16 protein-coding genes are annotated in these 18,991 nt (G+C 50.8%); 7 read left to right on the top strand and 9 right to left on the bottom strand.

All coding sequences use genetic code 11. The annotated features are described in order from the left end of the window. A partial coding sequence (locus VFG09_01000; GenBank protein ID HET6513710.1) for a nucleotidyltransferase domain-containing protein occupies positions 1-400 on the bottom strand: 400 nt, incomplete at its 3' end. 136 nt (positions 401-536) lie between these two features. Between VFG09_01000 and VFG09_00995 the strand changes: the two genes are divergently transcribed. After that, a complete protein-coding gene (locus VFG09_00995) occupies positions 537-3,056 on the top strand; it encodes a glycosyltransferase family 4 protein (protein HET6513709.1) in 2,520 nt (839 codons plus the stop codon). 456 nt (positions 3,057-3,512) lie between these two features. Next, the gene (locus tag VFG09_00990) at positions 3,513-5,711 is read left to right on the top strand and encodes a hypothetical protein (protein HET6513708.1); all 2,199 of its coding nucleotides are present in this window, start codon (positions 3,513-3,515) and stop codon (positions 5,709-5,711) included. A gap of 2 nt (positions 5,712-5,713) precedes the next feature. Here the strand turns inward: VFG09_00990 and VFG09_00985 are convergent, their stop codons facing one another. The 8 genes from VFG09_00985 to cdaA all read right to left on the bottom strand — a co-directional run bounded on the left by VFG09_00985 (position 5,714) and on the right by cdaA (position 14,201). Then, the gene (locus VFG09_00985; GenBank protein HET6513707.1) at positions 5,714-6,799 is read right to left on the bottom strand and encodes a glycosyltransferase family 1 protein; all 1,086 of its coding nucleotides are present in this window, start codon (positions 6,797-6,799) and stop codon (positions 5,714-5,716) included. A 16-nt stretch (positions 6,800-6,815) separates the two neighbouring features. Then, positions 6,816-8,012 carry a glycosyltransferase family 2 protein gene (locus VFG09_00980; protein HET6513706.1) on the bottom strand — a complete coding sequence of 399 codons (1,197 nt, stop codon included), beginning with the start codon at positions 8,010-8,012 and terminating at the stop codon, positions 6,816-6,818. A 12-nt stretch (positions 8,013-8,024) separates the two neighbouring features. After that, a complete protein-coding gene (locus tag VFG09_00975; protein ID HET6513705.1) occupies positions 8,025-8,432 on the bottom strand; it encodes a HEPN domain-containing protein in 408 nt (135 codons plus the stop codon). After that, a complete protein-coding gene (locus VFG09_00970) occupies positions 8,429-8,761 on the bottom strand; it encodes a nucleotidyltransferase domain-containing protein (GenBank protein ID HET6513704.1) in 333 nt (110 codons plus the stop codon). The genes VFG09_00975 and VFG09_00970 overlap by 4 nt, the downstream gene beginning before the upstream one ends. Before the next feature lie 309 nt (positions 8,762-9,070). Beyond that, a complete protein-coding gene (locus VFG09_00965) occupies positions 9,071-11,404 on the bottom strand; it encodes a DNA internalization-related competence protein ComEC/Rec2 (GenBank protein ID HET6513703.1) in 2,334 nt (777 codons plus the stop codon). Between the two features lie 12 nt (positions 11,405-11,416). Continuing rightward, the gene (gene glmM, locus VFG09_00960) at positions 11,417-12,760 is read right to left on the bottom strand and encodes a phosphoglucosamine mutase (GenBank protein ID HET6513702.1); all 1,344 of its coding nucleotides are present in this window, start codon (positions 12,758-12,760) and stop codon (positions 11,417-11,419) included. Then, positions 12,757-13,407, bottom strand: coding sequence for a CdaR family protein (locus tag VFG09_00955; GenBank protein ID HET6513701.1), 651 nt, complete (start codon positions 13,405-13,407; stop codon positions 12,757-12,759). Before VFG09_00955 ends, glmM begins: the two co-directional genes overlap by 4 nt. Beyond that, on the bottom strand, positions 13,404-14,201 hold the full coding sequence (cdaA, locus tag VFG09_00950; GenBank protein HET6513700.1) for a diadenylate cyclase CdaA: 798 nt from the start codon (positions 14,199-14,201) through the stop codon (positions 13,404-13,406). The genes VFG09_00955 and cdaA overlap by 4 nt, the downstream gene beginning before the upstream one ends. A gap of 166 nt (positions 14,202-14,367) precedes the next feature. Between cdaA and malQ the strand changes: the two genes are divergently transcribed. The 5 genes from malQ (at position 14,368) to VFG09_00925 (ending at position 18,967) form a co-directional block, all read left to right on the top strand. Further along, a complete protein-coding gene (gene malQ / locus VFG09_00945) occupies positions 14,368-16,671 on the top strand; it encodes a 4-alpha-glucanotransferase (protein ID HET6513699.1) in 2,304 nt (767 codons plus the stop codon). A gap of 78 nt (positions 16,672-16,749) precedes the next feature. Beyond that, on the top strand, positions 16,750-17,298 hold the full coding sequence (locus VFG09_00940) for a peroxiredoxin-like family protein (protein ID HET6513698.1): 549 nt from the start codon (positions 16,750-16,752) through the stop codon (positions 17,296-17,298). A 63-nt stretch (positions 17,299-17,361) separates the two neighbouring features. Continuing rightward, positions 17,362-17,826: a 6,7-dimethyl-8-ribityllumazine synthase gene (ribE, locus tag VFG09_00935; protein HET6513697.1), complete on the top strand. Its 465-nt coding sequence runs from the start codon at positions 17,362-17,364 to the stop codon at positions 17,824-17,826. Then, the gene (gene nusB, locus VFG09_00930; GenBank protein ID HET6513696.1) at positions 17,823-18,242 is read left to right on the top strand and encodes a transcription antitermination factor NusB; all 420 of its coding nucleotides are present in this window, start codon (positions 17,823-17,825) and stop codon (positions 18,240-18,242) included. The genes ribE and nusB overlap by 4 nt, the downstream gene beginning before the upstream one ends. Then, positions 18,239-18,967 (top strand): metallophosphoesterase family protein, encoded by a 729-nt coding sequence (locus tag VFG09_00925; GenBank protein ID HET6513695.1) that lies wholly within the window; start codon positions 18,239-18,241, stop codon positions 18,965-18,967. The genes nusB and VFG09_00925 overlap by 4 nt, the downstream gene beginning before the upstream one ends. Positions 18,968-18,991 lie beyond the last annotated feature (24 nt).

Below are 18,991 nucleotides of genomic sequence, written 5' to 3'. Positions count from 1 at the left end.
AGGCGACATGCCCGAACTTCTCCGCGAACTCCTTCAGGTAATTCCTCAGCTTCAGTCGAATCCCTTCGGTATCGAGGTAAAGCTTCCACGCCCTCAGTTTCTCTCTGTCGAAAACGCCTGAATGCCCCTCGTAGAGAGGTTTCCCTCTGGAGAAGATCTCGTAGAGGAGCAGAGGATCGGTATCTCTCGTAAGAACGACAAGATCTATTTCCTTTCCCTCAAACAGATCGCCGAGTCCGCCGATCAGTTCGAGCTTCGAGACCGTTGCCCCTGTCCTGAGTTTTACGGCCACATCAAGATCGCTTGCAGGATGGAGCCGCCCGCCGGCACTGGATCCGAAGAGCACGAGCAGGTCGATGCCGCTCTCCTCGCAGAATCTCCCGATCTCCGGGTCTCTCATGGTTTAATCATAAGGAGAGGGGTCAGGATTGTCAAGGTTTGGAGGACGTTTATGGAACTGAGGCAAATATGGTAGAATTCTCTCAATAACTTCTCTTGTCCTCGAACACAAAAAATACCACATAGGGAGATCGAGATTGGCCGATTTTGGGATTTGCACCATTGTGTCAAAAAACTATCTCCCTTTCGCGCGGGTGCTGGTTGACTCCTTTTATGAGCACAATGAGGGTGAAGCCTTTGTCTTATTAGTTGATTCAGTGGACGGCTATTTCAAGCCCAACGATGAAAAGTTCAGACTCATTGAAATAGAGGAACTGAGGGATGAAATACCCGACTTTGAAAGATTCTGTTTCCAATACACCATCCTCGAGTTGAATACCGCTGTCAAGCCTTATCTCCTGGGACATCTCCTGAAGAAGTATGGTCTCAAGAAGCTGATCTATTTTGACCCTGATATCCTCATAACAAATAGCGTCAGACCAATTGTGGACTTGCTTGATGCCCATTCCTTTGTGCTGACTCCCCATCTGACGGCCCCGATCAACGACACGCATAAACCAAGCGAAGTGGACATCCTTTTGTCCGGCTCATATAATCTCGGTTTTTTTGCCCTCTCGAGAGACGAAACAACATCGTCAATGCTCTCCTGGTGGCAGAAGAGGCTTTACAGCAACTGCATTCATGCCGTCGAAAAGGGGATCTTCGTTGATCAGAAATGGATCGACCTCGTACCCGGGATGTACCACGGTGTCTTTATACTCAGGGAGCCGGGCTATAATGTGGCATACTGGAACTACCATTGCAGAGATGTGAAGGTCGATGGCGGCAGGATAACCGTAAACGGACAGCCTTCCTATTTCTTTCATTTCAGCGGTCTTGACCCGGAGAACATGGAACCTGTTTCGAAGCACCAGGACAGGTACAGGATCGGCATGTTAAAGGAAGACCTCCAGGCTGTTTTCAGGATTTACCGGGACCGAATCATGACAAGGGGGTTTAAGGACTGCAGGAACTGGCCCTATCTTTTCGGCTCTTTTCAGAACGGAGAGAGAATACCCGACCTTGCAAGAAGGCTCTACCTCTCGATGGGGGAAGCCGTCAAGAGATTCGGCAACCCCTTTGCCACAGGTGAAAAGAGCTATTTTGCATGGCTCAATGAAAAAATCGACGGGAACAGTCCTGCGATTACAAGGCTGATGCGCGAAATGTACTATATACGCCATGACGTCCAGAGGGTCTACCCCGATATCTCAGGGGCCGATAGGGAAGGCTTTGTGGCATGGGCTTTGACGAGCGGAAAGAGGGAATATCAGCTGGGAGAAAAGTTTTTCCAGGATGTCGTGCCTGCCGTTACCGATAACACCGAACTTTCGAGACAGGTTCTTTTTCTCAGCTCTGCCAATAAGGGGAAAGAGTTCCTGAAGAAGACGGCATATACGCTCTTTGGAAAGAATCCGAAGATCATCACCAATCTAAAAAAGATCAACAAAAAGCTGAATGCCGCCCTCTCCATTCCTGCGAATACCGACATAAGGGCAACCATGAACTCAGTCAGGGATACCGGAGAGACAGGTATTAATATCGCCGGTTATATCACATCGGAAAGCGGCACAGGAGAGGCGGTGAGATCGGATATCCGCATCATCAAGACCCTGAACATACCCTATGCGTTGAATAACGTACCGTCTTCATCGAGACAGAGCGATTCTACCTTCACATCATTCACCGACGCCCACCCGTATCCGATAAACCTGATTCACGTTAATGCAGACCAGGTGCCTGTCTTCCATTCGCAGAAGGGCGACAGCTACTTCAGGGATGCTTACAACATAGGCTATTGGGTATGGGAACTGTCCGTTTTCCCTGAGGAATGGAGACCCCATTTCAGCTATTTTGACGAAATATGGACGGCCAGCACCTTTTGCATGGAATCCATCGGCTCGGTTTCACCTGTCCCCGTGATACGGGTCCCCCACTGCGTATCGATAGATACCCTGAAGGATCTCGACAGAAGGCATTTTGGATTAGACCCTGACAGTTTCATCTTCCTCTTCATGTTCGATTTTCTGAGCTTTTTTGAGAGGAAGAATCCCCTGGTCCTTCTTGAGGCGTTCAGAGAGGCCTTTCCCTCAAACAGTGACGCGCTCCTCGTGCTTAAATGTTCCAATTCATATTGGAACCCAGCCTTTATGACCGATCTCCTCAGGGCTTCAAAGGGGTTGAATGTAAGGATTGTGGACAAGTATCTCGTGAAGGACGAACTGCACAGCCTGATGTCATTGAGTGACTGCTACGTTTCGCTCCACCGTTCCGAGGGCTTTGGCCTCACCCTTGCCGAGTCGATGTATATGGGGAAACCCGTCATTGCGACGGCCTACTCAGGAAACATGGATTTCATGACCGTCAACAACAGCTTTCCTGTCAAGTATACGCTGATCGAGATCGAGAAAGATACGGGACCGTACAAGAAAGGCAATGTCTGGGCTGACCCTGATATCGGACATGCTGCCGAGATGATGGACTTTGTTTATCGCAACCGGGAGATTGCCGCACAGATCGGACAGACAGCATCAAGAGACATACGAACTCTCTACAGTCCTTCGGCCATCGGTCGGAGGGCAAAGGAGAGAATCGATCTTGCGATGGGAAAGAGGTGATTATCCGCCCAGACCCGTCTTTATTGTCAAGTGATCCGCTTCCATGTTTTTTGCCGCCCTCTCGAGACCCCGTCCCGGTGGATCACATCCGCATATTACCGCGTCAGGGAAAGAGGCACCCAGGAATCTCAGGTTTCTACCGATTCCGCAGCCGTATTCCACGATCCCACGAGGGTCTTTCCTTACGGAACTGCGGACCATCTTTGCTTTTTATTCGGCAAAATAATCTACGTCATCAAAGAAATTCAGCTGGCCCTGGAGAAGGCTGTCATAATTCTCCGCAATTTATCAAAGTCGACCTTCTTCACGATCTTCTCGCCCTATTGCAGGATTTCATCTGCGTTGTTTATGATACTTCGGGCATCAGACCGGAGGGATGTCTTTCGAACCCTTTCGTTTTTGAACAGACATCCATTTGAAAAACAGCCGGAGTGCGTGAAACGCGCAAAGAAGCCGATGAATAGGATATCTGTATCGAAAAGAACGTCGATCGAGTACGCTGTCTACGCGATGACGGCCTTTCTCTGCATCTTTCTACTGGTTGTGCTATTAGGATTATGGAACGCGGACCTGACAATCCCCTTTGTTTATTCAGAAGATGGCTTGTTTTATTCAATGGTGATCAAGGGAATGAGCGATAACGGATGGTATTTGCACAACAGCCTTCTTGGAATGCCCTCAGGCATGGATCTCCACGATTTCCCTCTAGTGAATTTTAACACCTTTCACCTTTTCATGCTGAAGCTCATCTCTCTTCTTTTTCACAATTACGGAACTACTATGAATCTTTACTACTTACTGACATTTCCCTTAACAACAATAACCTCGCTCTTTGTCTTTCGGCAGTTTAATCTCTCTTTTGTCACATCGATTGTGGGGAGCTTGCTCTTCACGTTTCTTCCCTACCATTTCATGCGGGGGGAACACCATTTTTTCTTGGCATCATATTATATGATACCTCCGATGGTTATGGTCATTCTCTGGTTGTCTTCGGAAAAAGGTTTGCTTTTCATTCCGAGCGATGACGGGGGAAAGCCACGCTTGGATCTGACGGGCAAGGAAACGCTGATCAGCATCGGCTCGTGCCTTGTTGTTGCATCTTCTGATGTCTATTACGCCTTTTTTAGTAGTTTCTTTCTCTTTATCGCAGGACTCTTGGCCTCCGTCGCAAAGAAAAAGATCTATCCTCTCCTGGCTTGCGCAATTCTTGTTTTCGTCATATCCGGCGTGGTCCTTCTGCAGGCTGCACCTAGTATCGTGTACCAACACAAACATGGAAAAAACAGAGAAGCAGCCCACCGGAGTCCTGTAGACGCTGAAATTTACGGAATGAAGATCGCACAACTGCTTCTGCCTGTGAGCGGGCACAGAGTCCCATGCCTTGCACGACTGAAGCAGAGGTACAACTCGGAACCGTACAGACCTTTGATCAATGAAAATGACTCCTCTTCTCTCGGGCTTCTCGGAAGTCTTGGGTTTTTAATGCTCCTGCTGTCGCTCCTTAACAAAAGCCCACGCGACTCGCACGAAAAAATAAAAAATGACCTCGCTGTTCTTAATGTTTCCGCCGTGTTGCTTGGTACGATCGGAGGGCTCGGGTCCCTCTTTGCCTTCTTCGTTCTCCCCCAAATACGGTCTTACAACAGAATAAGTCTTTTTATCGCATTCTTTTCGCTCTTCGCCGTCGTGATATTTCTCGAAAACATTCGTCACCGGTATGTTAAGTCAAGAAAGGACGAAATCCGTTATTACCTCCTCATGGCCGTTACCCTTGCGATTGGCATTGCGGACCAGACGACTGCTCATTTTAGACCGCCTTTTGCCGAACTGAAAGCAGAGTATGCAAAGGATGAGGAATTTGTCAGAAAGATAGAAGCATCGCTGCCGGAGAACGCCATGATATTCCAGTTACCATATGTTGCGTTCCCGGAATCCTGGCCTGTTCATAAGATGATGGACTATGAACTTTTCAGGGGCTATATGCATTCAAAGACCCTTCGGTGGAGTTACGGGGCGATGAAAGGCAGGGAAGGTGACGCATGGCAAAAGCATGTGGTAAACTTGCCTTCACACGAGTTTCTGACGGCAATATCCGATGCCGGGTTCAGTGGAATCTACTTAGATCGTTACGGCTTCGCTGACAGGGGTGTCGAGATTGAGGGGAAACTCTCGCATTGGCTTAGTGTAGAACCTATAGTGAATGACAATGGCAGACTGGTTTTCTTCAACATGGGACGTTACACGGACGGTGTAAGGACCATTGCTTTCGATGTTTCCCGGGTAAAGAGGGGTACAACGACCGGAAACGTTGACCTTATTGAATCTCATAAGTCTGCCAAAGGTCGATCCGCTCACTTATTCCACGCCGCCGGATGGGCCTTCGATCTGAAGAGAAACATCCCGGTAAGGGGCGTCCTAATCGTATATGATTCTAGACCGCTGACAGTTGCCCCTGTAACACATCCCCGAAATGATGTGGCTCAGGCATATCAAAACGAGAAAATGCTCATGACAGGCTGGGATACTGTTTTCTGGGTGAACAGCATACATAAAGATCCTCATAAGGTGGAATTCTATTCTATCCTGGAAGACGAAGTTTTCGTACCCTTGCCGGGCCAGGGGGGAAACAAAGCCTTTGTTATCCCCGTTCTTTAATTTTAAGTTCCTGAAACAAAATCGTAAATCTTTTGCGCCACGTTCTTCCAGGTATGCTTCTTCACCTGCTCAAGGCCCTTTCTGACAAGCTCTTCTCTGAGCCCTTCATTGGATAGAAGATACTCCACCTTTTCTCTGATGTTGTCGACGGAGGTCGGGTCAAAATAGGATACGGCGTCCCCGCAGACCTCCTCGATGGCGCCGATCCTTGAGGCTGCGACGGGCGTCCCCATCCCCATCGCCTCAAGGGGAGGCATGCCGAAACCCTCATACAAAGAGGGGTACACGAATACGATCGCATTGCCGTACAGTTTTGCCAACTGTTGAGGTTTAGCGTAGTCAATAAATTCCACCTTCTCATGGACCCCCAATTCCCTGGAAAGACCGCTCAGGTGTTTGAAGTAATCTTCCTTTCCACCGGCAATGACCAATCTATGCATCTGTAATATCCGGCTCCTGCTGTATGCCTCAAAAAAACGGTCAAAGTTCTTATGCCGATATGTTGCGCCGACCATGAGGATAGTGCTCCTGTCTTCGCTCTTTTGGGGCTCTCTGGTCTCCGGGAAAGGATTGTATCCATTCCCAGAAACCAGTATCTTCTGCGGGTCAAGATGGTACGTTGTGACGATGTCCTTTTTGGTAAACTCCGAGAGCGTATTCACTGCGAAAGACTTTCTGATCAGAAAGGGCAGCAGGAAACGATAGTAGTAATTCTGCAGTCGGTATTGTGAGGGGAACCTTAGCGGTATGAGGTCGTGGATTGAAAGCATCTGCGGGACAGATGGGAAAAAGAGGCCGTGATGGGTAAGGTTTATAAGCAGGTCAAATCTCTCCTTCCTCAAAGTACGGGGAAGAACCAGATTAAGCCAGAGGAGCCTTGTTATCGCGCCAAGCTGCCTCTTTCCTGGCTGTATGATCTCCGGCGCCTTGATCACGTTTATATTTGTGTTACCTTCGAAAGGAGCATCATGGGAGGTGATGACAGAGACTTCAAGGAATTTTGAGAGTTCGCGAGTGACATTCAGAGCATACAGCCCAAGACCCGTCGGCTTATCATCAATGATGGCAGCATTGATCGCAATCTTCACGGAGGCCTCACCACAGCTAGGTATTTCGAGAAGACGACCCCTTCAATTTCCTGGCGAGACCCCTGATCCTCTCGGTGATGCTCAGTCTGTTCATCATCTCTGCCTGCGTAAGCATGATCGCATCCAATTTATTAGTTGTCGACTCCATCTTATTCGTTACCGACTCGATTTTATCGGCAAACAGAGAGATGGCTGTCAGAGTTTGGTCAACCTTGTTGTGTAGTATCAACTGATTGTCGCAGAGATTAACTATCGTGGGCATATTATCAATCTTTTCGGCGAGTCGTTCGCTCCTGCCGCAGAGCTCCTTGAGAATATCATAGGCGCTCCGGTGAGCATCCATCATGCTGTCCATCTTTTCAACGAGGAAATTGTATCGCCCTGCTTCATGCTTCAGATCTTCGATGTGGGCATTCATATCTTCGATGTGGGCAGCGGCATCCCTTATCTTGTCTTCGAGCTTGTTCTTGAAATGCATCCACGCTCCCCAGTTTATGTACTCCTTGTTTCTCTCAAAGACGACGGAAGCAGACTTCCTGATATCATATCTCCCTTCTAGGTAATCGACAAAGGAATCCCCGAAGATATTGTACTGGCAGGTGATCTCCTTTATATGGAGAAAGTCATGCTCCCTCGATATGAGGGCAAGCAGTCTCCAATCTTCATGGGTGTGAAGGTCTTCCTCAAAGCGAAAGGATCTGAGCACATCTCTTGTAAAGAGCAGGCAAAGGAGGGGTATATAATTCTCGAACAGGAGCCTATTACGGTCAAAGTCCTCTGAATAGAAACACTCCTTCTTTCTTATTATACGCTCTTCACTGCCCTCGGCCGGACCGTAGAACGCGAGATAGGAGTCGGAATAGGCAACTTTGTAATAGTCGTCCATACTCAACCTGTCGATGAGGGTCTCGACATGTTCACGGTAGAGTTCATCGTCATCATCCAGAAACCCCACGTATTTTCCCTCTGCATTCTCTATCCCGACATTCCCAGCGTGCGCCCTCCCCATGTTCTTTTCGAGTCTTGTGTAATTGAGGGACACGTCTCCGAGGACGGCTTTGAGTTCCTGCGAGTCGAGCTCGCAGCCTCCGTCGTTGACGAGCACGACTTCGAGGGGCCGGTAGGTCTGCGCGGCGATGCTCTGAAGCGCCCGCTTGAGGAGTTTCGGCCTGTCCTTTGTCCTGACGATTATCGAAACTAAGGGGTTGTCCATATTCTCCTGCCGCTACGCAATATACCCTTTCTCTTGCAGATATTCATGTATCTTCCCTGACAATGCCTCGGCCTCTTTCCGAAAACCGACGAAGTCTTCCCGAGTAAACGTATACGACGGGTTATAGTCCGCTTCCTCCCTATATTTCATGAGCCTTGCGAAGAGGTGGGAGTCTTGCGCCGCAAAAAAACCCTCCTTTACGAAGTGCAGTCCGAAGAGTCTGAGTATTCCCTCGTGGCTCTTTGGTTGGAATCCTCTTGAAAGGAGAAGGGCTCTCATGTTGAAAAGCAAAAAGTAATAGAGTCTCGACACGGCATCATTCAGAAAAGAATTATCAAAAAGAAGGTTTGCAGCCTGGATCGCCCCGGCAGCCCGCACCAGCTCTTCTCGAATGTTTTCTTTCTTATTGTCTTCCGTCAAAGCGGTATCCCCTCCCGTTCAATATCGAGGGCGATTCTCCTTTCCCTCTTCTTGAGGAGTTCGAAATCCTCCTCCGAAAGCACCAGCGTCGAAAGCGGCGTCAGATGCTCCATCTCGATGTCGGCCACCATATCAAGTATCTGATTCTTGAGCTCTCTCGTAAGCCCCCGGACGATGATCGCGATGTCGATGTCCGAGTCTTCGTCATAGTCTCCTCGTGCACGGGAACCATAAAGCACCAGCTTCTTCAGGCGCTCGCCCAGGAGTTCTGTCAAGTTCCTTTTCAGCTCCTCCAAAACCTTCTTGTCAACGGGGATTTCGTCTTCCATAGTTCGTCTGCGTCTAATCGCTAAGAAGGTCATCAGAAAGAAGGCATGAACGTTATCTTCCTTGTCATGCTCGAAATTCTCAGTCCGGCATCCAGTGCCTTCTTCCTGGATTCCCGCCTTCACGGGAATGACGGCTCTAAAATCTTACTGGCTAGAACCTATCTCAAACTTGAATGTCATGAGGTCCGCACTTCATGTCATTCCGGCTTGTCCCGGGGCTTGCAGGAATGACAGCTTTGAACCCAGAACCGCTTCTGAGACAGGTCCACTATTCGTATTTTACAAGAAATCAGGGGGAAAAAGCTTTTTTCACCAAACCGCAAAGAGCCTCTTTATATTCCTCCATTCTCCGGCGAGGTCACCGGGCCTCTCAAACTCGAACTCCCTGCATGTCTTCACATCGAGGCCTTCGGGGGTTTCAGAGATCTTGACCGCGCCGTCCCTGTCGGTCCTGTAGACATTCACACCTTTGAGTCTTTCGAGCACATCCTTATGGGGATGGCCATATGTGTTATATCTGCCGACGCTGATGACCGCTATGCCAGGCGAGACCATCCGCAAGAAGTCTTCTGATGAAGATGTTCTGCTGCCGTGATGAGAAACCTTGAGGACATCGCTTTTCAGGACCGAGCGGAGGTGGAGCATATCATCTTCGGCCTCTCCTGCGGTATCGGCAGTAAAAAGGAAGGACTTTTCCCCCGTCACCTTCAGCACGAGGGAGTCATTATTTTCAGCAGTAGCTTCACCGCTACCGAAGGTGTAAAAGCCCTTGTATGGATGAAGTACCTGGATCTGGAGTCCGCCGGAACGGATCTCGTCACCTCTTTCGAGAGAGCGATGGTGGGCATTTCCAAGAAGATTATCGCCGTATATCAGAAGGCCGTTGTCCCAGACTTCCTTCACGGTGAACCTTCTCAGAATGCGCGGAGCTCCGGCAGAATGGTCGTCATCGGCATGGGTGATAATCAGGGCGTCGAGGGTCCTCTTGCCCCGGTACTTCAGATAGGCGTCCACTTCCCTCCCCGTCTTTCCGGTATCGATGACCATCATTGTTCCACCCGGTGTCTCAAGCACCGCGGAGTCACCCTGACCGACATCAAGAAAGGTGACCGATAATCCCTTCCCTGCCCACACGCCCGGCATCAACAGGACGGCAGCTGTCACAACCGCGAAGACAAGGGCATATCTCTTCCTTCCTGACAGGTATACCATGCATACTGCGTAAACGATTATGATGACTATCACGGGGACGGCGGGTATCTTTATGTCTGCGAAGGGGACCGAGGCGAAGAACCTCACAGCCTTGAGTGATAGGTCCGAGGCAAGGGCGATCAGGGAATGAAAAGGGAAATGCCCCGAAAAGATAAATACGAATGAGGAAAGAAGGGACAGGGGGACGAGGACAAAACCGATAAAAGGGGTCACAAAGAGATTTGCTAGAGGAGAAATCAGTGAGAAATAATGAAAGGAATAGGCAACAAGGGGGGCGGTTCCGAGCGAGGCAGAGAGGGACACAAGAAGAGAACCCTTGAGAAAGTCCAAAACACGCGCCCTCAATCCCCTGCCCTCAGATTCATTGTCTCCCCTTTCTCCTGCAGTAAAGCCGATTGACAGGACAGCGAGGAAGGAGAGCTGGAACGAGAGGTTCAGAAGGGCAGAGGGGTCCCACAGGCATATGAGAAAAGCGGCAAAAAGGACGGAGTTCAGCCAAAACCCCTTCCTGCTGATGAGGAGTCCCGTAAGAAAGAGGCTGATCATGATGAAAGAGCGTAAGGCCGGAAAGCTCAGATCAGAGATGAGGAGGTAGAGAAGCATGAAGGGCAGCGAAAGCAGGGCGGCGGCCTGCGACGGTGTGAGATAGATCGTGAATCTCTGGAGGAGCCGGTAGGGCATAACGCTGATGCCGAGCCTGAATATCCCGAAAACCAGCATAGAGAAGAGCCCGAAGTGCGTGCCCGAAATGCTCAAGAGATGTGCGAGACCACTTGTGCCAAAGGCGTCGTTGATCTCTTCGCTCATGTCGACCCTTTCGCCGGTCGTAATGGAAGCCAGAAAGGAGCCTGAATCACGATCAAAGTCGTTCCTGAAGTAGAGATTCAAACAGTCTCTCCTCTCTCTGATCCACGAATAGATGCCCTTTCTCTCCGACCCCCTGACAGTACCGATTTCCTTGAGATACGCATAGAGCCATTGTTCTCCTCGATAGCCGGGATTATGTCTCTCGTAGTCCCGCCCCATCCCTGCCAGAAGATCATACCGTGAGCCGCTCACCAGTCCTTTGTCCGAGATGACGTATATCTCTCTTCCTTTAAGGTCTGTCAGCAATTCACCTGACTCAGCGTCTGACACCGACACAGGGGTAGTTCTTTGAACGTTCCTCCCTGTCGTCAATACACGGGGTGAGTCTTCAACCACGCACACCAAACGTACCGTTCTGCCGCTCAAGGCAGCAAAGTCTATCGGGGGAACGTAGCGAAGCGCGGCATAGAGAGAACCGATGATCATTACCGCTATGAAAGCGTACTTCTTCCTCCTGAGAAGGAGGGCCACTGCGGCAAGAAGAAGCATTACTGCAATGACCGGAAAATAACGGAAGAGAAAAAAGAGAGCGATCCCCGACAAGAACGACACGAAGCTATGCATGAGGCGGGCAGATCAGATCTTTTCTCTGATCACGTCTGCTATCGTATGAGCGAACCGTCTGGCAAGCTTCTCTTCATAGGCCTCGACCATGACCCGCACCTTCAGTTCTGTGCCGGAAGGCCTTACGATGACCCTCCCCTGACCTTTGAGGCTCTCCTCTGACTCCCTTACGGCCTGGACGATCTCAGGGACGGTCTTGATGTCGACTTTTTTCTCAACAGGGACATTAATGAGAATCTGAGGGTAAAGTTTAATTCCCGCCACGAGCCGGGAAAGGGAGGTATCTTCCGTCTTCATCATAAAGAGGACATGGAGTGCCGTTATCGGTCCGTCGCCCGTTGTGTTGCAATCGAGGCAGATGATATGACCCGAAGGCTCCCCCCCAAGGACATAGCCGTGCTGGAACATCTTTTCGGTGACGAACCGGTCTCCAACCTTTGTCCTGACCATTTGTATCCCATGCTTCGCGAGGTAGTTCTCCAGCCCAAGGTTGCTCATGACTGTCGAGACAACGGTGTCGCCCTTGAGTCTGCCCTCTTTCTTGAACTGGAGCGCCCAGATGCCGAGGATTCTGTCGCCGTCCACGATGTTGCCTTTTTCATCACAGAGGAGGGTCCTGTCTGCGTCTCCGTCATGGGCAATACCGGCGTCGGCTTTATGCTCCTTCACCGCCCTGCAGAGACCGTCCATATTCAACGAACCGCAATCAGCGTTGATATTGATGCCGTCGGGTTCATCGTTTATGGCGATGACCTCTGCCCCAAGCTCCCTCAAAACCCAGGGGGTGACCTTGTAGGCCGCCCCGTTTGCACAATCAACGACGACCTTCAGCCCTTCGAGCGTGCTTCCCCGGGGGATAGTCGATTTGACATACTCGATGTATCTTCCTGTTGCATCATCGAGTCTGAAGGTCTTGCCGATATCGGCGCCTGAGGGCCTTCTGGACCCGAGACTTTCATCGGCAACAAGCTCTTCTATCCTCTTTTCAAATTCGTCAGGGAGTTTGCAGCCGTCAGAGGAGAAAAACTTTATGCCGTTGTCATCAAAGGGGTTATGAGAGGCTGAGATGACAACACCCGCATCAACCCTCAATGCCCTTGTGAGGTATGCTATGCCGGGTGTAGGCAGAGGACCGGTGAGGGTGACATTCATGCCGTTGGAGCAGATACCCGACGTCAGTGCGCTCTCTATCATGTAGCCGGAGAGTCTGGTGTCCTTCCCGATGATCACCATATTCCTTCCATGAGTCTTCTTGAGCACTGTTGCTGCTGCCATCCCGATTCTCAGGACGTTCTCCGGTGTCATCGGCAGTCTGTTAATCTTCCCCCTTATACCGTCTGTTCCAAAAAGCCTCATCTGCCCCTCCTTGCGATTGTTATGGCGATTTCGACCTTGTCTATCTTTGTCCTTATATTTCTGCCCGCCAAGACGAGATCGACTTCCTGCCTGACATCTTCGGTCAGACCGGTAATATCGATCGATTCGGTCTTCAGGTAGCCCACCTTGTTCACATCTGATTCTGCGCCTTCGATAACGACCGTCTTCGGTTTTACGTCCAGATGCTTGACATAGTAGCCAGTTTCAGGTATGCCGGTGACCGCCGGTCGTACTCTCACCTCTTTCCTCGCCATACGCTCAAACATGAGTTTTACCGATGGTGGCTCTATTCTCATGACGGCAGCAGTCCGGGGCAGCGAAACGTCATCATTTTTGATGGCGTATACGGCCTCTCCTTCCCTTGCCTTGCTCACGTCAACGATGACCCTGACATCCCCCTGCCTCAAGGCCTTGAGAAGCGTTTCATTTCCCCTGATTACCAGATTTGCCGACTTGACCGTGCGTTTGGCAATCTCGATGCCAGCGGGGATGTTGATGAACTCTATGGGCACCTCAAGGGATACCTCAGTCTGGCCCCTTGAAGAGACAAAAATCCAGAGAAGTATCGCAAGCACAACAGCCGCAGCCTTCAGCGAGAGATTTTCGAGGAGAAGTCTCTTTATCATTTATTTTCCTGAATTCTCTGCATCCTTGGAGGGCTCTTTTTCTTAGCCGTTGTGAAGAGCTCGGTCAGGATATCCCGTAAAGTCCCCATGTCCACCGGTGACTCGAGTTTTCCGGTAATAGAGACCGATACCTCGCCTGTCTCTTCCGATACGATAATGGCAATGGCGTCTGTCTCTTCGGTAAGACCAATCCCCGCACGATGTCTCGTGCCGAGGGTCTTGCTCACCTCAGAGCTGAGGGCGATGGGGAGGAAACATCCTGCAGCGACTATTCTGTTCCCCCTGATAACTACCGCCCCGTCATGGATGGGGGATGTGGGATGAAAAATTGTCAGCAGTATCTCCTTTGAGACCTTTGCGTCGAGCAAGGTCCCCATCTCGACGAAGTCTTTCAGGCTCGTGTCTCGCTCGATCACGATGAGGGCGCCTATCCTCCTGTTTGAGAGCGCAACAGAGGCCTTCACGATTTCGTCGAGGGATTTCAGCTCCTCAGCGGGTGTAAAGGCCGGGAGGAACCTCGCTTCGCCCATCTGGGCAAGGGTCCTTCTGATCTCAGGCTGAAAAAGCACAATGAGAAGAATCACAATCTGCGCCCAAAGACTCTGGATGATCCAGTTTACCGTATGGAGTTCGAACCGACCTGACAAAAGGGAAGCAACGAGGAGGAGACCAAGGCCCATGAGCATCTGCGTTGCCTTCGTCCCCTTCATGATGAGCAGCAACCGATAGAAGATGATCGCTACAAAGATGATATCAATGACGTCCCACACCGATATCTGTCGTATTATCTCCATGCTATCAATTATAAGCGATCAAGGAGCGAATTGACAAAACAAAAGGCTTGTCCATACAATGGAGCGGAGGCGGAATTCCCGATCTTCGTCACTGCCTCCACCTTATCGTCTTCTATCGCTGACGTGGAAGCTCTGTACAGTCACGGTTAGAAGGGATTTTTCGACTATGACGATACCGTCCTACGATGAATTGATTCATGAACTGTCCGGACTCTGCGGCATAATCCCAGAGTACTTTGATATCTTCGGCAAGAGACACGCGGCTTCCACGGAAACAAAGAGGGCCATTCTCAAGGCAATGAATCTGGAGATCGACACCGCTGAAGACATCGTGGAGGAGATCAGGGAACGGAGATCAAGAAGATGGAAGACCTTGATTGAGCCCGTAAGAGTCCTTTCGGTCCATGAGCAGCCCTTGACGATACCGGTCCATCTCCCGCTCAGAGAGGGAGAAGAAAAGAGACTCTCCCTCGTGTGGTCCCTTTCTGACGCCCATGGGAGGAGAGATGAATTTGTGCTTTCCGGGGAGGAGATCATCATTTCTGAGCAGGAGTGGATTGATGATAATCGCCTTGTAAGGATAGACCTCGTGGACAACACAAAAAGGGAGATCGGATATTACACCCTTGCTGTTGAGTCAGGACATCCCATACCCCTCCTCTCTGAAAGAGATGCTCCCCTCCGAGGAACCGCGAGGATCATCATAGCTCCCGACGCCTGTTACCTTCCGTCCGAACTTCGGCAGGGAAGGACATGGGGCCTCTCTGTTAATCTTTATGCTCTACGATCAGGCCGGGACTGGGGCATCGGTGACTTTACCGACCTCAAGGGGATCGTCCAGTGGATTGCAGGCCTCGGGGGCGGATTCGTCGGCATCAATCCCCTCCATGCCATCCCAAACAGACGGCCCTTCGGTATCAGTCCCTATTCCCCCATAAGCAGGCTGTACAAGAATTTCGTCTACCTTGATCTCGAAAAGATACCCGAGGTTGCGGAATTAGGGGCGATGATAGGCTCAGAAGTTCTTCAAAGAGAACTGGAAGGGCTCAGGAAAGGAGATCTCGTCGATTACGAAAAGGTCGCGTCCCTGAAAGGGGATCTCCTGAAGAAGCTCTTTGAGGTCTTTTATGAGAACCACTATAGAGGGAACACTTCCAGAGGTAGGGCCTTCAAGGACTATGTCGCGGAGGAAGGTTCTGACCTTGAGTCCTTTGCGACATTCATGGTTCTGGCATCAGAACAGGGGAAGGACGGGACAGAAAAAGAGGAAGAAGAGAGGGCGGGCCCTTCCTTGCTGAATTGGCTGGATTGGCCTCAAGAGTATCGCAACCCGTCGGGTGAAGCTGTTCAGAAATTCAGAAAGAGAAAAAGGAAGGAGATACTCTTTTTCAAATATGTCCAGTGGCTCATTGACGAGCAGATGGAGGAGATCGCTGAAAAGATAAAAGATTCGTCTATGGCCATAGGGCTTTACCACGACCTTGCCATCGGCTCCGTGGGTGGAGGAAGTGATGCATGGAATTATCAGGATGTCTTTGCAGCCGACATTGATCTCGGTGCACCTCCCGATGATTTCAATCTCAATGGCCAGAACTGGGGGTTCCCTCCCCTCATCCCCGAAAGGCTCAGGGAAGGAGGATATGAACTCTTCATCCAGACCATAAGAAAGAATATGAAGCACTGCGGGGCGTTAAGGGTAGATCACGCCCTCGGCATGTTCAGGCTTTTCTGGATACCCGGAGGGATGCACGCAAAGGAAGGGGCATACGTCACGTCCCTGTCAGAAGATCTTCTCAGGATCATCGCCCTCGAAAGCGTCCTGAACAAGACCATGGTAATAGCCGAGGACCTTGGCACGATGGGCGAGAACGTCCGGGAGACGCTCAAGAGATTTCAGATGCTTTCATATAGGCTCTTCTACTTTGAGAGGAACTATCCCGACCCTTCATTTCTTCCGCCTGACAAGTATCCTGTCATGGCATTAGCTTCTGTGACCACCCATGACCTGCCCACACTTTACGGCTACTGGGAGGGACGTGATATAGAGGTGAAGAAAGCGTTGGGCTTCTATCGGGATGACGCCCAATGGCAGGAACAGGTCAGAGAGCGTGAGCGGGACAGGGGCCTCATCCTTTCGTGCCTGAAATCTCAAGGGATCATCAAGAAAGACAGCAAACTTCAGGAGATCCTCCGATGCCCGTCAACTCCTTTCTCGGCCGTTGAGATGACCCCGGAACTCTGCCTTGCAGTATATGAGTATCTTGCCCTCACACCATCCAAGTTGGTGTTGGTGAGTTTCGATGATATCATCGGCACCATCGACCAGCAGAATCTTCCGGGAACCGTAGAGGGACATCCCAACTGGATGCAGAAGACACCCTGCCTTCTCGAAGAGATCTTCTCGGACAGCCGTTTCCTGAGCCTCGCTGAAATGTTCAGGAATACCCTCGTTCGTCGAGAAGACGACTGATTTCACCTCACGTCCGGCAGACGCCTTGCTCGTGCCTTTACCGTTGCCTTTTACACTATTCTTGATATAATTCTTAGTATGAGCGAGCCTGAAATCCACCGGGCACCCGACGCAGAAGTCCTCATGAGCGATGGGGTAAAGAAGAACCTCAGTGATTTTTGGAGTGTAAAGCCGATTGTATTGATCTTCCTCCGCTATTTCGGCTGCCCCTTCTGCAGAGAGCAGGTAGCTCAGCTAATCCAAAAAAAAGAAAACTTCGACAGCTCCGGTCTCCAACCGGTGCTTGTCAGCACCGAATCTCCGGCAACGGCCGAGCCCTTCCGCAAGCACTTTGGCGTGCCCTTCCCGGTCATCTGCGACCCGGGGAAGACCCTCCACAGAGCGTATGGACTCAAGGGAGGCAGCATGTTCCAGGTATTTTCACCCGAAGTCTTTCTTAAGGGACTGAGGGCCCTGGGGCGCGGATATTTCCCGGGACTTCCCGAGGGTGACCCCTTCCAACTGCCGGGTCTTTTCATTATTAATACTGAAGGACAGATCTGCTTCAGTTGTTACTCGCGTGACCCATCGGATTATCCGTCGGTCGAGAGAATACTGTCGGCAGCGCAGAAAGCCCACGTCGGCTGACCTTCGCCGCCCCTCGCGATATTATTATGGTAAAATATCGCATTCTTGATTCAGGAGGGCAGTATGAAAGTGATAGAGGGAGAACTCCAGGCAAAGGGACTAAAATTCGGTATAATCGTGAGCCGGTTCAATGACTTTATAACAAGCCGGCTCCTCGACGGCGCAATGGATGCGCTCGTGAGGCACGGCGCTGACGAAAAGGACGTTACCGTCGCAAGGGTTCCGGGAGCCTATGAAATACCCATGGTTGCAAAGAAGATGGCTTCACAGGGCGTCTACCACGCCGTCATCTGTCTCGGCACGGTCATCCGGGGCGCAACACCCCATTTTGATTATGTTGCGGCGGAGGTGTCGAAAGGTGTCGCATCAGCCTCGATGGAGACCGGGGTACCCATTGCCTTTGGCGTTATTACGTCCGATACGATCGAGCAGGCGATCGAAAGGGCCGGTACGAAGAGCGGAAACAAGGGCTGGGATGCGGCGATTACGGCGATTGAGATGGCGCAGGTAATGAAGAAGCTGGGATGAAGCGCCGCAGGGGAAGGGAATATGCCCTTCAGTTCCTCTTTCAGTTTGACTTCACAGGGAAAAGACCGGACAAGAAGGACCTCGACGAGTTCTGGGCGGCCCGGAACGGTGACGTTGAAGTCAGGGCGTTTTCGGAAGATATTATTTACGGCACCCTCGACAACCTTTCAGCGATCGATGCGACCATTCAGAAGGCCGCAGAAAACTGGGTCCTCCAGAGGATGGCCGCCGTTGACAGAAATATCCTGAGATGTGCCACCTATGAACTTATCTTTCGGAAAGACATCCCTTCCACTGTGACCATAAACGAGGCCATTGAGATAGCAAAAAAGTTCTCTTCGACAGAGGCTTCGTCCTTCATCAATGGGATACTGGACAAGATCGCCGGCGGGATAAAGGACAAGAGAAAGCGATGATGGTCTGTGCTGTTGTGTCGGATGTCCATGCAAACCTTGAAGCCCTTGAAGCCGTTTTGGAGGACATTGGAAAACGGAGTATCGATGATATATACTTTCTCGGCGATGCAGTGGGCTACGGACCGGACCCGAATGAATGTGTGGAGATCCTGAAGAAGCATTGCAAGATTCTTCTCGCCGGGAACCACGACCGCGCCGCCATCGGCATGACGGACATCGAGTACTTTAACGAGTATGCAAAGAAAGCGATCCTCTGGACACGGGAGGCGCTGACGGAAAGAACGCGGAAGACCCTCGAGGCATTGCCTGAGAAGAAGGATATGAAAAAGGAGAATATTCTCCTCGTCCATTCTACGCCGAAAGAACCTGAGATGTGGCATTATCTCCTGACGCTCTGGGACGCCGAGATCAATTTTCATTATTTTGATCGGCGTATATGCATGCTCGGCCACAGTCATCAGCCCTTTATCATCGAAAGGCTTTCTTCTGGAGAAATGGTCACTTACAGGAACGATGCCGCCATCGGAAAGGCAGAACGATACATCATAAATGCCGGCAGTGTCGGCCAGCCGAGGGACAGGGACCCCAGGGCTTGCTATGCGCTCATCAACGACGATAGGGTCAGTTTTGTGAGAGTGCGATACGATATTGAGAAGACCCAGGGCAAGATGCACGGGGCCGGACTTCCCTTACCTCTCATCGAGAGGCTTGCACAGGGTACATAGAGAGCCGGCAAGACATTCTGGCTG

It is taken from the genome of Thermodesulfovibrionales bacterium, assembly GCA_035686305.1.
Lineage (GTDB): Bacteria > Nitrospirota > Thermodesulfovibrionia > Thermodesulfovibrionales > UBA9159 > DASRZP01.
Note: the sequence above shows the minus strand (reverse complement) of the source record. Positions and strands in the feature narration are given on the sequence as shown.